At 73.9% G+C, this 16,768-nt stretch carries 11 protein-coding genes, 1 tRNA gene, 1 pseudogene and 1 riboswitch; of the genes and pseudogenes, 11 read left to right on the forward strand and 2 right to left on the reverse strand.

Going from position 1 to position 16,768, the window contains the following annotated elements; all coding sequences use genetic code 11:
* Positions 1–99: 99 nt before the first annotated feature.
* The 3 genes from ABZW10_RS31885 to ABZW10_RS31895 all read left to right on the forward strand — a co-directional run bounded on the left by ABZW10_RS31885 (position 100) and on the right by ABZW10_RS31895 (position 5,104).
* Positions 100–2,415: a UvrD-helicase domain-containing protein gene (locus ABZW10_RS31885; protein WP_355372910.1), complete on the forward strand. Its 2,316-nt coding sequence runs from the start codon at positions 100–102 to the stop codon at positions 2,413–2,415.
* Positions 2,416–2,790: 375 nt separating this feature from the next.
* Positions 2,791–4,263: an NAD-dependent malic enzyme gene (locus tag ABZW10_RS31890; protein ID WP_355372912.1), complete on the forward strand. Its 1,473-nt coding sequence runs from the start codon at positions 2,791–2,793 to the stop codon at positions 4,261–4,263.
* 559 nt (positions 4,264–4,822) lie between these two features.
* Positions 4,823–5,104 (forward strand): HU family DNA-binding protein, encoded by a 282-nt coding sequence (locus ABZW10_RS31895; RefSeq protein WP_030308200.1) that lies wholly within the window; start codon positions 4,823–4,825, stop codon positions 5,102–5,104.
* A gap of 75 nt (positions 5,105–5,179) precedes the next feature.
* Here ABZW10_RS31895 and murA read toward each other — a convergent pair whose 3' ends face one another.
* The gene (murA, locus tag ABZW10_RS31900) at positions 5,180–6,532 is read right to left on the reverse strand and encodes a UDP-N-acetylglucosamine 1-carboxyvinyltransferase (RefSeq protein ID WP_355372915.1); all 1,353 of its coding nucleotides are present in this window, start codon (positions 6,530–6,532) and stop codon (positions 5,180–5,182) included.
* Positions 6,533–6,831: 299 nt separating this feature from the next.
* Between murA and ABZW10_RS31905 the strand changes: the two genes are divergently transcribed.
* The 6 genes and pseudogenes from ABZW10_RS31905 (at position 6,832) to ABZW10_RS31930 (ending at position 14,303) form a co-directional block, all read left to right on the forward strand.
* Positions 6,832–7,416, forward strand: coding sequence for a YqgE/AlgH family protein (locus ABZW10_RS31905; RefSeq protein ID WP_355372917.1), 585 nt, complete (start codon positions 6,832–6,834; stop codon positions 7,414–7,416).
* Positions 7,417–7,507: 91 nt separating this feature from the next.
* Complete coding sequence (locus tag ABZW10_RS31910) at positions 7,508–7,789, forward strand: DUF3039 domain-containing protein (RefSeq protein WP_355372920.1); 282 nt, start codon at positions 7,508–7,510, stop codon at positions 7,787–7,789.
* A 94-nt stretch (positions 7,790–7,883) separates the two neighbouring features.
* The gene (locus ABZW10_RS31915) at positions 7,884–9,491 is read left to right on the forward strand and encodes a beta-N-acetylhexosaminidase (RefSeq protein ID WP_355372923.1); all 1,608 of its coding nucleotides are present in this window, start codon (positions 7,884–7,886) and stop codon (positions 9,489–9,491) included.
* Between the two features lie 323 nt (positions 9,492–9,814).
* A complete protein-coding gene (locus tag ABZW10_RS31920) occupies positions 9,815–10,681 on the forward strand; it encodes an FAD binding domain-containing protein (protein WP_350545037.1) in 867 nt (288 codons plus the stop codon).
* Positions 10,682–10,776: 95 nt separating this feature from the next.
* Positions 10,777–11,220 (forward strand): annotated as a pseudogene (locus ABZW10_RS31925) ((2Fe-2S)-binding protein); the annotation flags it as partial.
* Positions 11,221–11,975: 755 nt separating this feature from the next.
* Complete coding sequence (locus ABZW10_RS31930) at positions 11,976–14,303, forward strand: xanthine dehydrogenase family protein molybdopterin-binding subunit (RefSeq protein WP_355372926.1); 2,328 nt, start codon at positions 11,976–11,978, stop codon at positions 14,301–14,303.
* Between the two features lie 103 nt (positions 14,304–14,406).
* Here ABZW10_RS31930 and ABZW10_RS31935 read toward each other — a convergent pair.
* Positions 14,407–14,478, reverse strand: a tRNA-Cys gene (locus ABZW10_RS31935).
* A gap of 244 nt (positions 14,479–14,722) precedes the next feature.
* Positions 14,723–14,788: riboswitch (guanidine-III (ykkC-III) riboswitch) on the forward strand.
* A gap of 45 nt (positions 14,789–14,833) precedes the next feature.
* Between ABZW10_RS31935 and ABZW10_RS31940 the strand changes: the two genes are divergently transcribed.
* Complete coding sequence (locus ABZW10_RS31940) at positions 14,834–15,148, forward strand: SMR family transporter (RefSeq protein WP_355372929.1); 315 nt, start codon at positions 14,834–14,836, stop codon at positions 15,146–15,148.
* Positions 15,149–15,230: 82 nt separating this feature from the next.
* Positions 15,231–16,670 carry an MFS transporter gene (locus ABZW10_RS31945; RefSeq protein WP_355372932.1) on the forward strand — a complete coding sequence of 480 codons (1,440 nt, stop codon included), beginning with the start codon at positions 15,231–15,233 and terminating at the stop codon, positions 16,668–16,670.
* Positions 16,671–16,768: the final 98 nt, after the last annotated feature.

Below are 16,768 nucleotides of genomic sequence, written 5' to 3' on the forward strand. Positions count from 1 at the left end.
GCGTTGCGGAGGGCGGCCTTCACGTTTCCCCGGGCCGGGGCGTAGGATCGTCCGTCCGCTCGTTTCCCGGAGCCGGATTCCGCCGCAACCACCGAGGCCATGCAGAGCAACACGGACACCAGTACCACGGACACCACCGCCACCGACCACGAGACCGTGCGCGCGCGCGAGATCGCCGGTGAGCAGCGCCACCTCGACACGGTGTACCACCGGTTGGAGGAGAAGCTCGCCGAGGCCGAGTACATCCTGGAGGACGCCGCCAAGCGCGTGCACGTCGGTACCCCCGGCGCGCTCGCCGAGCGCGACGCCCAGGTGTACCGGGCCGGCGCCCACCTCCAGCGGCTCAACAACGAGTTCGAGGACTTCCTGTTCGGCCGCATCGACCTGCAGCGGCCCGACGCCCCGGAGGAGCACGGCATCCCCTCCAACACCCCGCTCGACCCGGCCGACCCGGCCGTCGCCGAGACCCTGCACATCGGCCGGCTCGGGGTGCTGGACGCGGAGTACGGCCCGCTGGTGATCGACTGGCGGGCCCCCGCCGCAGCGCCGTTCTACCGCTCCACCCCGCTGGAGCCCGGCCGGGTCATCCGGCGCCGGGTGATCCGCTCCAAGGGCCGCAAGGTGATCGGCGTCGAGGACGACCTGCTGCGTCCCGACCTCACCCCCACCCTGGACGGCGAGGAGCTGGCGGTGGTCGGCGACGGCGCGCTGATGGCCTCGCTGGGCCGCGCCCGCAGCCACTCGATGCGCGACATCGTCTCCTCCATCCAGAAGGAGCAGGACGAGGTGATCCGCGCCGCCGCGGCCGGCGCCACGCTGGTCACCGGCGGCCCCGGCACCGGCAAGACCGCCGTCGCGCTGCACCGGGCGGCCTTCCTGCTCTACCAGGACCGCCGCCGGTACGCCGGGGGCATCCTGGTGGTCTCGCCGACCCCGCTGCTGGTCTCCTACACCGAGGGCGTGCTGCCCTCGCTCGGCGAGGAGGGCCAGGTCGCCATCCGCGCGGTCGGCTCGCTGGTCGACGGCATCGAGGCCGGCACCTACGACACCCCGGAGACGGCCCGGATCAAGGGCTCGGCCCGGATGGTCCAGCTGCTGCGCCGGGCCGCCCGGGGCGTGCTGGAGCTGGGCGCGCCGCAGGAGCTGAAGGTGGTCGCCCGCGGCGAGGTGCTCAGGCTGGACGCGGGCCGGCTGAAGGCGGTGCGCGGCAACGTCATCGGCTCCGGCGGCACCCCGCTCAACCTGCTGCGCCCGCGCGCCCGCCGGCTGCTGCTGGACGCGCTCTGGCAGCAGGCCGTCCGCCACCTGCCCAAGCCCGCCGACCACTACGCCCGCGAGCAGCGCCAGGAGGAGAAGGAGGCCTTCGACGACTACGTCTCGGACGAGGCGCCGTTCCTGGACTTCCTGGACGCCTGGTGGCCCGCGGTCACCCCGCGCCGGGTGCTCGGCACGCTGAAGCAGTCCCGGCACATCAACCGGATCGCCCGTCGCGCGGTCACCCCGGAGGAGGCGCGGCTGCTGGCGGCGTCCTGGCGGCACCTGTCGGAGCGCGGCGAGGGCGCCCTGTCGGCGCACGACGTGGCGCTGGTGGACGAGCTGCAGGTGCTGCTCGGCGAGCCGGCCCGGGTGAAGGTCCGCGAGGTGGACGCGGTGGACCTGCTGAGCGGCCTGGAGGAGGTCACCACCTTCGCCGACCGGTCCGCCCGGCAGCGTGAGCGCCTGCCCGTCGAGCGCGTCGAGTACGCGCACGTGATCGTCGACGAGGCGCAGGACCTCACCCCGATGCAGTGGCGGATGATCGGTCGCCGGGCCCGGATGGCCACCTGGACCATCGTCGGCGATCCCGCGCAGTCCTCCTGGCCGTTCCCCGAGGAGGCGCAGGCCGCGCTGGACGAGGTGCTGTCCGGCAAGCCGCGCCGCCGCTTCACGCTGACCGTGAACTACCGCAACCCCGCCGAGATCGCCGAGGTGGCGGCCAAGGTGCTGGCGCTGGCGGCGCCGGGCACGCCGTCGCCGAGCGCGGTGCGGCACGTGGGCGTCGAGCCGCGCTTCGCGGCCGTCACCGACCCGTCGCCGGAGGCCTTCGGCGCGGGCGTCCGGGCCGAGCTGGAGCGGCTGCTGGGCGAGGTGGACGGCACGGTGGCCGTGGTGGTGCCGATGGACCGGCGGGCCGAGGCCGCGGGCTGGGCCGAGGGGCTGGGCGGGCGGGTGGTGGCGCTGGGCAGTCTGGAGGCCAAGGGCCTGGAGTACGACGCGACCGTGGTGGCCGACCCGACCGGGATCGCCGGTGAGTCGGAGGCGGGTCTGCGGGTGCTGTACGTGGCGCTGACCCGGGCGACCCAGCGGCTGACCGTGCTGTCCGGTCCGGACGACCTGCCGGACGCGGCCGGGGTGCCCGCGCTGCTGCGCGACTGACCCGCGCCACTGACGGTTCGTACGGCCGGCCCGCCCCGGGCCGGCCGTACGCCGTGACGCGCCGCGACCACGGCGAAGGCCCCCCACCCGGCGGGTGAGGGGCCTTCAGAAGCTACGACACCGACCCGCCATGCTCGCCTCGCGGCAAGTGGTCCCTCGAAGGGACGAAGGTTGGGCCCGGGGGCTTGGATCGAGCCGGTGTCCCGTCCAATGTAACGCATCGGGCGGTGGAGGCAAGAAGTTGTCGGGTCCGCACACTCAATGAACGTTATTTCTGACTACGCCCGAATTGGTGCGACCATCGACGTCTAGCAGACGCATGCGAGGTCTTCAACGGACTGTTGAACTCGCGGACGGACGGAAGAAGGAACGTCGATGGCGACGGTGCCCAGTGTCTCGAACTCGATCACGGTGCGGCTGGAGGTGCCCGCCAGCGGCAACGCCGTCAGCGCGATCACCACGGCGGTGGAGTCCTCCGGCGGCTCGGTGACCGGCCTCGACGTGACCTCCTCCGGCCTGGAGGCGCTGCGGATCGACGTCACCGTCGCCGCCGCCTCGGTGGCGCACGGTGAGGAGATCGTCGAGAAGCTCCGGGCGATCGACGGCGTCACCATCGGCAAGGTCTCGGACCGCACCTTCCTGATGCACCTCGGCGGCAAGATCGAGATGTCCTCGAAGCTGCCGATCCGCAACCGTGACGACCTCTCGATGATCTACACCCCGGGTGTCGCCCGGGTCTGCATGGCGATCGCCGAGAACCCCGAGGACGCCCGCCGCCTCACCATCAAGCGCAACAGCGTCGCCGTGGTCACCGACGGCTCCGCCGTGCTGGGCCTGGGCAACATCGGCCCGGCCGCCGCGCTGCCGGTCATGGAGGGCAAGGCGGCCCTGTTCAAGCGCTTCGCCGGGATCGACGCCTGGCCGATCTGCCTGGACACCCAGGACACCGACGAGATCGTGGCCATCGTCAAGGCGATCGCCCCGGGCTTCGCCGGCATCAACCTGGAGGACATCTCCGCGCCGCGCTGCTTCGAGATCGAGGCCCGGCTGCGCGAGGCCCTGGACATCCCGGTCTTCCACGACGACCAGCACGGCACCGCCATCGTGGTGCTGGCGGCGCTGATGAACGCGCTCAAGGTGGTCGGCAAGGAGATCGGCGACATCCGGGTGGTGATGTCGGGCGCCGGCGCCGCCGGTACCGCGATCCTCAAGCTGCTGATGGCGGCCGGTGTCGCGCACGCCACCGTGGCGGACGTGAAGGGCGTGGTCCACGAGGGCCGCGACGACCTCAACGACAGCCTGCGCTGGATCGCCGAGCACACCAACCGCTCGGGCCGCACCGGCAGCCTCAAGGAGGCCGTGGCCGGCGCCGACGTCTTCATCGGCGTCTCCGCCCCGAACGTGCTGGACGGCGACGACCTGGCCACCATGGCGGAGGACGCGATCGTCTTCGCGCTGGCCAACCCGGACCCGGAGGTCGACCCGGCGGTGGCCCGGCAGACCGCCGCGGTGGTCGCCACCGGCCGCAGCGACTTCCCGAACCAGATCAACAACGTGCTGGTCTTCCCGGGTGTCTTCCGCGGCCTGCTGGACGCCCAGAGCCGCACGGTCAACACCGAGATGATGATCGCCGCCGCCCGGGCCCTGGCCGCCACCGTCGGCGACGACGAGCGCAACCCGAACTACATCATCCCCAGCGTGTTCCACAAGGACGTCGCCAAGACCGTCGCCGCCGCCGTCCGCGAGGCGGCCCTGGCCGCCGCCTCGGAGGCGCCCGTGCCGCCCCGGCCGACCCCGGGCATCGTCGGCACGCTCGACACCGCCTCCTTCCCCGCCGTGAAGCTCTGACGCCGGACGGCACCGCCGGGCCCCTGCGCCGGGCCCGGCGTCGAGCTTCCACGACGGCCGGTGGCAATGTGTCGCGTATCGGTCAAATGGCCGATTGACGGTCGTACCCGCCCCTTCCCGCCCCGAACCCTTGCGACACAAGGGCGAGGGGCGTGTTTGGGCTTGTCGGACCTAGGGCGTACGGTAGCCCTGCACGGGGCAGGCGTGTCCGACAAGTACGGAACGTCCCCCTGGTCTTCCGGCGCGTCCTCCCGACCGCCGCCCGCGCCCGGTCCGCCGGAGCCGACGGAGCGTCACACCTCCGGCGGGCGGGCGCTGTTCGGGTTGTACCGCCGGGGCCCGATTGGCATTCTCGGGGCCGGTCGGGGCAGGATTCGTATCCGGGCAGGCAGGCGGGCCTTCGAAGGCACGGCGCGCGGCACTGGGTGCGGACCCGGCTCGCGACCACGCATTGCCTGCATGAGCACAGTGTGCGGACCTGCGGCCCATCCGGGTGCCCCCCGGTGGGAGCACCGATGGGCCCCCGCACACCGCAAGCGAACAGACCACAGGAGTACACATGAACCGCAGTGAGCTGGTGGCCGCGCTGTCCGAGCGCGCCGAGGTGACCCGCAAGGACGCCGACGCCGTTCTGGCCGCCTTCGCCGAGATCGTCGGCGAGGTCGTCGCCAAGGGCGACGAGAAGGTCACCATCCCCGGTTTCCTGACCTTCGAGCGCACCCACCGTGCCGCTCGCACCGCCCGCAACCCGCAGACCGGCGAGCCGATCCAGATCCCCGAGGGCTACAGCGCCAAGGTCAGCGCCGGCTCCAAGCTGAAGGAAGCCGCCAAGGGCGCCTGAACCACCCCTTGAACGCCCGAGAGGCCGGGTCCCCGTCGCGGGGGCCCGGCCTCTCGCCGTCGGCGGGGGCGCCGGTCAGGCGCCGACCAGCTCCTCGCCGACCCGCTCGCTCGGCAGCTCGACGTGGGCGCCGAGGTCGCGCAGCTTGTCCATGAAGTTCTCGTAGCCGCGGTTGATCAGGTCGATGCCGTGCACGGTCGAGGTGCCCTCGGCCGCCAGCGCCGCGATCAGGTACGAGAAGCCGCCGCGCAGGTCCGGGATGACCAGCTCGGAGCCCATCAGCTTGGACGGGCCGGAGACCACCGCGGAGTGCAGGAAGTTGCGGGCGCCGAAGCGGCACGGCGTGGCGCCCAGGCACTCGCGGTAGAGCTGGATGTGCGCGCCCATCTGGTTGAGCGCGCCGGTGAAGCCCAGCCGGGACTCGTACACCGTCTCGTGCACGATCGACAGACCGGTCGCCTGGGTCAGCGCGACCACCAGCGGCTGCTGCCAGTCGGTCTGGAAACCGGGGTGCACGTCCGTCTCCAGGGCGATCGCGGTGAGCTCGCCGCCCGGGTGCCAGAACCGGATGCCCTCGTCGTCCACCTCGAAGGCGCCGCCGACCTTCCGGAAGGTGTTGAGGAAGGTCATCATCTCCAGCTGGCGGGCGCCGCGGACGTAGATGTCGCCCTTGGTGGCCAGCGCCGCGCAGGCCCAGGAGGCCGACTCCAGGCGGTCCGGCAGCGCCCGGTGGTTGTAGCCGTCCAGCTCGTCGACACCGGTGATCAGGATGGTGCGGTCGGTGCCCAGGGTGATGATCGCGCCCATCTTCTGCAGCACGCAGATGAGGTCGACGATCTCCGGCTCGATGGCGGCGTTGCGCAGCTCGGTGACGCCCTCGGCGAGCACCGCGGTGAGCAGCACCTGCTCGGTCGCGCCGACCGAGGGGTAGGGCAGCTCGATCCTGGTGCCGCGCAGACGCTGCTGGGCGACCAGGTAGGTGCCCTGCGGGTGCTTCTCGATGGTGGCGCCGAACTGGCGCAGCACCTCGAAGTGGAAGTCGACCGGACGGCCGCCGATGTCGCAGCCGCCCAGGCCGGGGATGAAGGCGTGGCCGAGGCGGTGCAGCAGGGGGCCGCAGAACAGGATCGGGATGCGCGAGGAGCCGGCGTGCGCGTCGATGTCGGCGACGTTGGCGCTCTCCACGTGCGAGGGGTCGAGGATGAGCTCGCCGTCCTCGTCGCCGGTGCGCACGGTCACGCCGTGCAGCTGGAGCAGGCCGCGGACCACCTTGACGTCGCGGATGTCCGGGACGTTGCGCAGTCGGCTGGGGCCCTGCCCGAGCAGGGCGGCGACCATGGCCTTGGGCACCAGGTTCTTCGCACCGCGGACGCGGATCTCGCCTTCGAGCGGGTTTCCGCCGTGGACCAGCAGGACGTCGTCGGTCATCGTTCTCGCAATCCGGGGTGCCAGAGGAGTGGGTGCGGCTCGGCGACGAGCCATGCGGTGGAACGGTTGCACGGGCGCGTCGGGCCCCCGGCGTGACCGAATCGGCACCGTGGACGGGCGTCCACCATCAGTAGATGGTAGTGGTCGTGCCGACGGTTCCCGTGAGCCTCTCCCGTGATGGTGCTCTCCCCGGGCCCCGCGGCGCGCGTCGGCGCGTCCGTACGGGTGTTCGTGGCGCGTTCCCCGGCCCGCCGGTCCTCGGGTGTCCGTCGCGGGGCGTTCTGCGGGATCATGTGGGCATGACGGCGGCCCATTCGCACGCAGGCCGGTCCCACACCGGCCGTCTGCTCGTCGCGACGCCCGTGCTCACCGACCCGAACTTCGCCCGGGCGGTGGTGCTCCTCCTCGACCACGACGCCGAGGGGGCGCTCGGCGTGGTGCTGAACCGGCCGACCCCGGTCGAGGTCGGCAGCGTGCTGGACGGCTGGGGCGTGCTGGTCGGCCGTCCGGCGGTGGTGTTCCAGGGCGGCCCGGTGGCCCTGGACTCGGCGCTCGGCCTGGCGGTGGCGCCGGGGGAGCCCGGCACCGGCGAGCCGCTCGGCTGGCGGCGGGTGCACGGCGCGATCGGCCTGGTGGACCTGGAGGCGCCGCCCGAGGTGCTGGCCGGCGAGCTCGGCGCGCTGCGGATCTTCGCCGGGTACGCGGGCTGGGCGCCGGGGCAACTGGAGACGGAGGTCTCCAGCGGGGCCTGGTACCTGGTGGACTGCGAGCCGGGGGACATCTCCAGCCCCGAGCCGGAGCGGCTCTGGCGCGCGGTGCTGCGCCGCCAGCGCGGCCCGCTGGCCCTGCTGGCGAGCTATCCGGACGATCCGACGCTCAACTGAGGGGCGGCGGGGCCGGCCGGCGCGACCGTGACATGTGCAGGGCGCCGCGACACTGGCCCGGTTTCGCGGGGCGCCCATAGACTTGGCACCCATGAGCACTCTTGAGCCCGAGCGCGGCCTCGGCACCGGCACCCTGGTCGAGCCCGTCCCGCAGGTGTCCCACGGGGACGGCGACCACGAGCGCTTCGCGCACTACGTCCAGAAGGACAAGATCATGGAGAGCGCGCTCTCCGGATCCCCCGTGGTGGCGCTCTGCGGCAAGGTGTGGGTGCCCGGGCGCGACCCGAAGAAGTACCCGGTCTGCCCGATGTGCAAGGAGATCTACGACGGCATCGGCAAGCCGCAGGGCGGCGACGACGGCGGCAAGCAGTAGGCCGTCCGTTCCGCGCTCCGCGGCGCCGTTTTGCATTGCACGGCGATTCCGGGGTGGTCTATGCCAGTCCTCCGGGCCGGGGGAGGATGTCGCAATGGACCTCATTCCCGCCCCCGTGAGTTCCGTCCGCCTCCCGGACCAGGACTTCCCGCTCGACCGGACGACCACCCTCACCGCGCCGCCCGAGCTGGCCGGGGCCGAACGGTGGCTGCGCTCCTCGCTGACCGCCGCCACCGGCCTGCCGCTCGCCCCCGGACGGCCCGGCGAGGGCGTCGAACTGGTCCACGACGACACGCTGGCCGCCGAGGCGTACCGGCTCTCGGTGCGCCCCGGCCACGCCGTGATCACCGCCGGCGGACCGGCCGGCGCGCTCTGGGGTGCCCAGACACTGCGCCGGCTGCTCGGCCCGGACGCCTACCGGCGCGCCCCGCTGCGCTCCGAGTGGGTGCTGCCCGGCGTGGACATCGAGGACGCGCCCCGGTTCGGCTGGCGCGGCGCGCTGCTGGACGTCGCCCGGCACTTCCTGCCCAAGGCCGACGTGCTGCGCTTCATCGACCAGCTGTCCGCGCACAAGCTCAACGTGCTGCACCTGCACCTGACCGACGACCAGGGCTGGCGGGTGGAGATCAAGCGCTACCCGGCGCTCACCGGGAAGGCGTCCTGGCGCGAGCGCTCGATGGTCGGCTACCGGGCCGGCCAGCGCCGCGACGACCGCCCGCACGGCGGCTTCTACACCCAGGCCGACCTGCGCGAGATCGTCGCCTACGCGGCCGAGCGCGGCATCACGGTGGTGCCCGAGATCGACCTGCCGGGCCACACCCAGGCCGTCGTGTCCGCCTACCCCGAGCTGGGCAACACCGACGTGGTGGACACCTCGGAGCTCGGCGTGTGGACCGACTGGGGCGTCAGCCCCAATGTGCTCAACGCCTCCGAGGCCACCCTGCGGTTCCTTGAGGGGGTGCTGGAGGAGGTCCTGGAGCTCTTCCCGTCCGAGTTCATCCACCTCGGCGGCGACGAGTGCCCCAAGGAGCAGTGGAAGGAGAGCGCCGCCGCGCAGGAGCGGATCCGCGAGCTGGGCCTGGCCAACGAGGACGAGCTGCAGAGCCACATCATCCGGCACTTCGACCGCTGGCTGGCCGAGCGCGGCCGCCGGCTGATCGGCTGGGACGAGATCCTGGAGGGCGGCCTGGCCCCCGGCGCCGCCGTGTCGTCCTGGCGCGGCTACGGCGGCGGGATCGCCGCCGCGCAGGCCGGGCACGACGTGGTGATGTGCCCGGAGCAGCAGGTCTACCTCGACCACCGGCAGGCGCCCGGCGAGGACGAGCCGATCCCGGTCGGCTTCGTGCGCACCCTGGAGGACGTCTACCGGTTCGAGCCGGTGCCGGCCCAGCTCGACGAGGTGGCGGCGCGCCGGGTGATCGGCACCCAGGCCAACCTGTGGAGCGAGTTCATGCACAGTGCCCGGGACATCGACTACCGGGCCTTCCCCCGGCTCGCGGCCTTCGCCGAGGTCGCCTGGTCGGCGCTGCCCGCCGACCCGGCCGCGCGCGACTTCGCCGGCTTCGAGCGGCGGATGGCGGGCCACCTGGAGGTGCTGGACGCGCTCGGCGTCGAGTACCGTCCGGCCGCCGGTCCGCACCCCTGGCAGACCTGGCCCGGCGTGCAGGGCCGGCCGATCGAGGGGCCGCCGCCGGTGGTCTGACGGCGCGCCGGGCGGACGGACGCGGACGACCCGCGGGAACTTCCGAACGGTCGCCGGACGTCAAGAACAGATGAACATCCGACCCGGTCCGCCTCGGACCGGGTCGGATACCGCCCGGTATCGGTCCCAATCGGGCAGCGCCGTTCGCCCGTCCCGAAATGATCATCGAGCATTGTGTGCCAGAGTTGCCCAACCCGGCCCGATCGCCCGTACCCTACGGGCCAGGCCGGGCTGCCGGACGCGGACACCCGGTCCAGGGCCGCGGGCGGCAGGCGATCGATGAGCAAGTGGAGCACGGTGGGACCCAGGTGAACCGGACGATCATGCTGCCGGCCTCCCTCGACGAGGCCGTTGAAGCGCTGGCCGCTCACCCGGCCGCGGTACCGGTGGCCGGCGCCACCGACCTGATGGAGGCGGTCAACGCCGGACGCCTGCGCCCCGCCGCCCTGGTGGGCCTCGGCCGGATCACCGAACTGCGCGGCTGGCGCTACGAGGACGGCGGCACCGCCGTCCTGGGCGCCGGGCTCACCCACGCCCGGATGGACCGCCCCGACTTCGCCGCGCTCATCCCCGCGCTGGCCGACGCCGCCCGCACCGCCGGCCCCCCGCAGGTGCGCAACGTCGGCACCCTCGGCGGCAACATCGCCACCGCCGCGCCGGCCGGCGACACCCTCCCGGTGCTCGCCGCCCTGGAGGCCAGCGTCACCCTCGCCCGGGCCGGCGCCACCCGCGAGGTCCCGGTCAGCCACCTGCTCACCGGCCTCGACCCGCTGCGCCCCGGCGAACTGCTCACCTGGGTGCGGGTGCCGCTGCTGCACGCCCCGCAGGTCTTCCTCAAGGCCACCGGCCGCAGCGGCCCGGCCCGCGCCACCGCCTCCGTCGCCCTTGTCCTCGACCCCGCGCGGCGGGCCGTGCGCTGCGCCGTCGGCGCCGTCGCCCCGGTGCCGCTGCGGCCCCTGGAGGCCGAGGCCTGGGTGGCCGGCTGCATCGACTGGGACGGCTCGCGGGAGATCGACCCGGCCGCGACCGCCGCGTTCGGCGAGTACGTGGCCGCCGCCTGCGTCCCCGACGGCTACGGCGCGGAGGGGGCCTGGGAGGCCGTCACCGAGGGGCCGAGCGCTGCCGCCGTCCGTCTGCGGCGTACCGTAGCCGTGCTGGCCCGCCGGGCACTGGGAAGGGCGCTCAAGTGACCACAGACCACCCCATCGAGGCCCTGGACGCGGGGCTGCTCGACCACGCGCACGACCACGCGCCGCAGGTCAGCCGGGAGTTGCGGCCGACCACCTCGTACAGCCTGCGGGTCAACGGCTTCGAACGGCCCGTCACCGACGCCTGGATCGGCGAGAGCCTGCTCTACGTGCTGCGCGAGCGGCTCGGCCTGGCCGGCGCCAAGGACGGCTGCGAGCAGGGCGAGTGCGGGGCCTGCTCGGTGCAGGTCGACGGTCAGCTGGTGGCCGGCTGCCTGGTCCCCGCCGCGCTGGCGCAGGACAGCGAGATCAACACCGTCGAGGGCCTGTCGGCCGGCGGCGGCGCCAGCGACGTCCAGCAGGCGCTGGCCGAGTCCGGCGCGGTGCAGTGCGGCTACTGCGTGCCCGGCCTGGCGATGGCCGTGCACGACCTGCTCCAGCGCAACCACCGGCCCACCGAGGTCGAGGCGCGGCAGGCGCTGTGCGGCAACCTCTGCCGGTGCACCGGCTACCGGGGCGCGCTGGCGGCCGTGCAGAGCGTCGCCGAGGCGCGCGCGGCGCAGACCGAGGCGGCGGACGAGGCGGTCGCCGGGGAGGAGTCCGCCAAGGCCGCCAAGACCGCCAAGACCGCTGCGACCCCCGCCCCGGAAGCGGCCCACGCGGCGCCCGGACCCGTGTCCGCGCCCGCGCGCACGTCCGCGCGCACGTCCGCCGCGGACCCCGCCGACGACCCCGCGGCCGCCGCCGACCTGCCGGTGTACACCGACGGCGACGCCTGGATCGAGCACGTCCCGCAGCCGCCCGCCGAGCAGCCCGCCCCCGTCACCGGCGGCTACGGAACCCCCGACGGCCCGGGCGGCTACGACAGCGGCGTGTACGACACCACCGTGCTGGCCCCGATCCGGGACGTCCCCGCGCAGCCGGCCGCCGACTCCACCGGCTTCCACCCGGTCCAGGGCTACCCCGGGCCGCAGCCCTACCCGGGCACCACCCCGGCGCACGGCACCTACCTGCCGGGGCCCGGCGGCCACCCCGACGCGAACGGCTACCCGCAGCAGCCCGGCTACGACGGGGCCCAGGCCTACGACGGCCCGGTCTACGACGGCCCCGTGTACGAGACCCCGGCCGGCGGCTACCCGCAGCAGCCCGGCCAGGACGGCGGCACCCCCGCGCACGGCACGCCGTACATCCCCACGCCCCCGCACGGCGTCCCGGCCGAGGGCACCGCCCCCGCCGGCGTCCCGTACGGCGCCACCCCCGCCCACGGCATCCGGCTCCCCGAGGACGACCACGCATCATGACGTCGCCTACCGACATCGGCGCAGCACTCCAGCAGGACGGCGACGCGGGCGGCACGACGGAGCCGTTCGGGCTGGGCAGCTCCCCGCTGCGCAGCGACGCCCTGCCCAAGGCGCTCGGCATCTACCCCTACGCCGCCGACCTGTGGGCCGAGGGCCTGCTCTGGGGCGCGGTGCTGCGCTCGCCGCACCCGCACGCCCGGATCCGCGGCATCGACACCTCCGCCGCGCTGGCCCTGCCCGGCGTGCACGCCGTGGTCACCGCCGCCGACCTGCCGGCCGGCCCGGACGGTGGTCCGGACGGCGCGCCGTCCGGACCGATCGTCGCCGACCGGCCGGTGCTCGCCGCCGGGGTGGTCCGCCACCACGGCGAGCCGGTGGCCGCGGTCGCCGCCGACCACCCCGACACCGCCCGGCTCGCGGTCGGCCTGATCGCCGTCGACTACGAGCCGCTGGACGCCGTCACCGACCCCGAGCAGTCCTTCACCGCCCCCTCGCTGCACCCGGACGGCAACCTCTTCCGCCACCTGCCGCTGCGCACCGGCGACCCGGAGGCGGTCGGTGAGGTCGTCGTCGAGGGCCTGTACCAGGTGGGCCGGCAGGACCCGGCGCCGCTCGGCGCCGAGGCGGGCCTGGCCGTGCCGCGCCCGGACGGCGGGGTCGAGCTGCACCTGTCCTCCACCGACCCGCACGGCGACCGCGACCGCACCGCCGCCTGCCTGGGCCTGGAGCCGGACCGGGTCCGGCTGGTGGTCACCGGCGTGCCCGGCGCCACCGCCGACCGCGAGGACCTCTCCTTCCAGGTCACCCTGGCGCTGCTGGCGCTGCGCACCGGCCGTCCGGTGAAGATGACCCTCACCCGCGAGGAGTCCTTCCACACCCACCCCTCGCGGCACCCGGCGCTGCTGCGCTACCGCCACCACGCGGACGCCGAGGGCCGGCTGGTGAAGGTCGAGGCGCAGATCCTGCTGGACGGCGGCGCCTACGCGGACGTCTCGGCCGAGGCGCTGGCCGCCGCCACCGCCTTCTCGGTCGGCCCGTACAACTGCCCCAACGTCTTCGTGGACGCCTGGGCGGTGCGCACCAACAACCCGCCGGCCGGCCGGATGCGCGGCGAGGGCGCGCTGCAGGCGTGCTTCGCCTACGAGTCGCAGCTGGACCAGCTGGCCGCCCGGGTCGGCATCGACCCGGTGGAGATCCGCCGCCGCAACGTGATGGCGACCGGTGACCCGCTGCCCACCGGACAGGCCGTCACCTGCCCGGCGCCGGTGAGCGCGCTGCTGGAGGCGGTCGCCGCCGAGCCGCTGCCGGCCCTGCCGGTGGACGATCCGGACGCCGAGTGGCTGCTGCCGGGCGGGCCCGGCGGCGCCGGCGACCCGGCCGCGGTGCGCCGCGGCATCGGCTACGCGCTGGGCATGGTGCACATGCTGGGCGCCGAGGGCGAGGACGAGGTCGCCACCGCGACGGTGCGGGTCAGCGGCGACCACGCCACGGTGATCTGCGCCGCGGTCGACGCCGGCCAGGGCTTCGCCACGCTGGCCCGGCAGATCGTGCAGAGCGTGCTGGGCGTCAGCGAGGTGTACATCGCGCCTGCCGACAGCGACCAGTCGGTGGCCGGGCCGTCCGCCCGGGGCCGGCACACCTGGGTCTCCGGCGGCGCGATCGAGCGGGCCGCGCTGATGGTCCGCCACCAGCTGCTCCAGCCGATCGCCGCCAACTTCGGGATGTCGGCGGAGCTGCTGCAGATCTCCGACGGCAAGATCACCTCGTACGACGGGGTGCTCGGCATGCCGGTGGCCGAGGCGCTGGAGGGCAAGGAGCTCTGGGCGACCGCGCAGTGCCGGCCGCACCCGACCGAGCCGCTGGACGAGGCGGGGCAGGGCGACGCCTTCGTCTCCATCGCGTTCTGCGCGATGCGCGCGGTGGTGGACGTGGACATCGAGCTGGGCGCCGTCCGGGTGGTCGAGGTGACGGTGGCCCAGGAGGTCGGCCGGGCGCTGAACCCGCGGCAGATCGAGGACCGGATCGAGGCGGGGGTGGCCCAGGGCGTCGGCCTGGCGCTGCTGGAGGAGCTGCGCACCGAGGGCGGCCTGCTGGCCAACCCCTCGCTCACCGGCTACCGGCTGCCGACCGCGCTGGACACCCCGGAGATCCGGGTGGCCGCCCTGCTGGAGGAACGCGACGTGGTGGCCCCGTTCGGGGCCAAGGCGGTCAGCGCGGTGCCGGCGGTGACGGCCCCGGCGGCGGTGGCCGCGGCGGTGCGGGCCGCCACCGGCCTGCCGGTGGGCCGGCTGCCGATCCGCCCGGAGGACGCCGTCACCGGCTGAGCATTTTCCGGGGAATTCGGCGGGAGGGCCCGCCGAATTCCCCGGAAAATGCATGACGAATTGCCGGGCGGCGCTTTTCGCGCCGACCGGCAATTCGCTTCTGAGGCCATGACGGGAATCGAACCCGTGTACACCGCTTTGCAGGCGGTTCCCTAAACCACTCGGGCACACGGCCGTGGGGTGGAACTGGTGGAAGGCTGGACTGCGAGGGCGCGCTCAGGCGCAGTGGCAGCAGCGACAGGCGCGACAACACAGGGGAGCGGGGGCACAGGTGCGGGGCGCGCGGGCCGCCGTCTTCCTGTCCATGTCCGACTCCTGTCGTCGTTCGCCGTGTTGGTGAATTCAGTTTGGCGGAATGCCGGGCGGAACGTCAATATCCTTTTGTAAATTCTGTGTGGCGGGGTGTGCTACGGTCGGAGGCAGGTGGCCCCCGGTGGCCACCCCGGACGAGTGCGTCGTACCCGGTGATGACAAGACGGCGCAGTGACAGCGGCAACCCGGCCGCTGCCGACTGCGGAGGTACGACCGTCATGGCTTGGCTCGTTCTGATCGTTTCCGGTGTCCTGGAGACCGTGTGGGCGGTGGCCCTGGAGTCCTCCAAGGGCTTCTCCCGCCTCGTCCCGACCGTGGTGTTCGGAGTCGCGCTGGCGTTCTCGATGGGCGGCCTGGCGTACGCGATGCGCTCGATCCCGATCGGCACCGGCTACGCCGTGTGGGTGGGCATCGGCGCGGTGGGCACCGCGCTGTACGGCATGGCGGTGCTGGGCGACGCGGTGACCCTGGCCCGGATCGGCTGCCTGCTGCTGATCGTCTCCGGCGTGGTGGGCCTCAAGGTGCTGCACTGACCCGGTCCTAGGACCGGAGTCGGAGGAGCGGAGCGACCAGGGTCAGGGGCCACCGGGCCAGATGCGCCTTACGATCATACGTATGACCACTGCCTCCCCCACCTCGGCCGACACCGCCTCCGTTCCGATACCGACCGACCCCGGGGGAGGGGTGCTGGGCGACCGTTTCCGGGCCCTGACCCTGGGGATCGTCTCGGTGGTCCTGGTCATCGCCTTCGAGGCGACGGCCGTCAACACCGCGATGCCGGTGGCCGCCCGCGAGCTGGACGGGCTCGGGCTGTACGCCTTCGCCTTCTCCGGCTACTTCACCACCACGCTGTTCGCGCTGGTCGTCTCCGGCCAGTGGTGCGACCGCAGCGGTCCGCTGCAACCGCTGTTCACCGGGATCGCGGTGTTCGGCGCCGGCCTGCTGGTGGCCGGTGCGGCGCCCGGGATGTGGATCTTCGTGGGCGGCCGGGCGATCCAGGGCCTCGGGGGCGGCCTGGTGATCGTCGCGCTCTACGTGGTGGTCGGCCGGGCCTATCCCGAGCGGCTGCGGCCCGCGGTCTTCGCCGCCTTCTCCTCGGCCTGGGTGCTGCCCTCGATCATCGGCCCGGTGGTCTCCGGAGCGGTCACCCAGCACCTCGGCTGGCGCTGGGTCTTCCTCGCCGTGCCGGTGCTGATCCTGCTGCCGCTGGCGGTGATGGGCCCGGCGCTGCGCCGCTCGGAGAAGGAGCAGTCGGTGCTCCGGGGCGCCGCGTTCGACCGCCGCCGCACCGGGCTGGCCGCGATGGCCGCGCTCGGCGCGGGTCTGCTGCAGTACGCGGGCCAGCGGCTGGACCTGATCGGCCTGCTGCCGGCCGTCGCCGGGGCGGCGCTGCTGCTCCCGGCGGTGCTCGGGCTGCTGCCGACCGGGACGCTGCGGGCCGGGCGGGGGCTGCCGACGGTGATCCTGCTGCGCGGGGTCGCGGCGGGGGCGTTCTTCGCGGCGGAGGCGTTCATCCCGCTGATGATGGTGACCGAGCGCGGGCTCTCGCCGACGCTGGCCGGTCTGACCCTGACCAGCGGCGGCCTGTCCTGGGCGCTCGGCTCCTGGCTGCAGGGCCGGCCGGGGGCCGAGCGGTACCGCACGCTGATGATCCGCGGCGGCTTCGTGCTGACCGCGGTGGCCATCGCGGGGGCGGCGCTGGTGCTCGTCCCGGCGGCGCCGGTCTGGGTGGCGGCGGTGGCCTGGGGCGTCGGCGGGTTCGGCATGGGCCTGACGGTCGCGAGCGTCAGCGTGCTGATGATGAAGCTGTCGACGCCGGAGGACGCCGGGGCCAACTCGGCCTCGCTCCAGGTGAGCGACGCGCTGGGCAACGTGCTGCTGGTGGGCCTGTCCGGGGTGCTGTTCGCGGCACTGGGCGGCGGCTCGGTGGCCGCCGCCCACGACGGCGCCGCGGGCACCGGGTCGACCGGTGCCTTCGCGGTGATCTTCCTGACCATGACCGGGGTCGCGCTGCTCGGCGCGCTGGTCTCCGGCCGGGTCCGCAAGGCCGCCTGAGGACTCAGAAAGTGTTGGGTAATTGATCAACTGCGTGCCGTGATGCGTTGGCGGTGATCTTCGCGGGCGTGGCGTCCGCGAAGATCACCGCCATGTGT

This window comes from Kitasatospora sp. NPDC004723 (genome assembly GCF_040609255.1).
In the GTDB taxonomy this organism is placed as follows: domain Bacteria; phylum Actinomycetota; class Actinomycetes; order Streptomycetales; family Streptomycetaceae; genus Kitasatospora.

Excerpts from the sequence above, each read along its gene's own strand:
- ABZW10_RS31885 (WP_355372910.1), top strand. The coding sequence starts at position 100 with ATGCAGAGCAACACGGACACCAGTACCACGGACACCACCGCCACCGAC.
- ABZW10_RS31890 (WP_355372912.1), top strand. The coding sequence starts at position 2,791 with ATGGCGACGGTGCCCAGTGTCTCGAACTCGATCACGGTGCGGCTGGAG.
- ABZW10_RS31895 (WP_030308200.1), top strand. The coding sequence starts at position 4,823 with ATGAACCGCAGTGAGCTGGTGGCCGCGCTGTCCGAGCGCGCCGAGGTG.
- murA (WP_355372915.1), bottom strand. The coding sequence starts at position 6,532 with ATGACCGACGACGTCCTGCTGGTCCACGGCGGAAACCCGCTCGAAGGC.
- ABZW10_RS31905 (WP_355372917.1), top strand. The coding sequence starts at position 6,832 with ATGACGGCGGCCCATTCGCACGCAGGCCGGTCCCACACCGGCCGTCTG.
- ABZW10_RS31910 (WP_355372920.1), top strand. The coding sequence starts at position 7,508 with ATGAGCACTCTTGAGCCCGAGCGCGGCCTCGGCACCGGCACCCTGGTC.
- ABZW10_RS31915 (WP_355372923.1), top strand. The coding sequence starts at position 7,884 with ATGGACCTCATTCCCGCCCCCGTGAGTTCCGTCCGCCTCCCGGACCAG.
- ABZW10_RS31920 (WP_350545037.1), top strand. The coding sequence starts at position 9,815 with ATGCTGCCGGCCTCCCTCGACGAGGCCGTTGAAGCGCTGGCCGCTCAC.
- ABZW10_RS31930 (WP_355372926.1), top strand. The coding sequence starts at position 11,976 with ATGACGTCGCCTACCGACATCGGCGCAGCACTCCAGCAGGACGGCGAC.
- ABZW10_RS31940 (WP_355372929.1), top strand. The coding sequence starts at position 14,834 with ATGGCTTGGCTCGTTCTGATCGTTTCCGGTGTCCTGGAGACCGTGTGG.
- ABZW10_RS31945 (WP_355372932.1), top strand. The coding sequence starts at position 15,231 with ATGACCACTGCCTCCCCCACCTCGGCCGACACCGCCTCCGTTCCGATA.